Raw genomic sequence first — 346 nt, 5'->3', positions numbered from 1 at the left:
CTCGCTAACGGGCTTAAGCATACTGCTTCAGCCCCGGCTTGTGCTCGCTAACGGGGTAAATCTTGCTTGCCAACGCCTAAAAGCTCGCCCTCGCTAAGGGCTGCGCGCATTCTGCGCTTGCTGGCTCCCACTCGCTAACGGGGTAAAACATTCTGTTTAACCCCGGCTCGCATTAAACAAGCCCAAATCTAACGCTTTGGCTAAATTCTCTTGTGCGATCTTAGCATACTCTGGGCTCTTCTCCACACCGATAAAATCTAGCCCTAGTTGCGCGCATGCCACCCCTGTGCTCCCTGAACCTGCAAAACAATCTAACACCACTGAGCCCCTAGGCAAGATTTCTAAA

1 protein-coding gene is annotated in these 346 nt (G+C 52.3%); it reads right to left on the bottom strand.

Annotated elements, in window-relative coordinates:
• Positions 1-156 precede the first annotated feature (156 nt).
• A partial coding sequence (locus EAO38_RS08775) for a DNA methyltransferase (protein ID WP_162982774.1) occupies positions 157-346 on the bottom strand: 190 nt, incomplete at its 5' end.

The sequence above is a fragment of the Helicobacter vulpis genome (assembly GCF_003660395.1).
Lineage (GTDB): Bacteria > Campylobacterota > Campylobacteria > Campylobacterales > Helicobacteraceae > Helicobacter > Helicobacter vulpis.
Note: the sequence above shows the minus strand (reverse complement) of the source record. Positions and strands in the feature narration are given on the sequence as shown.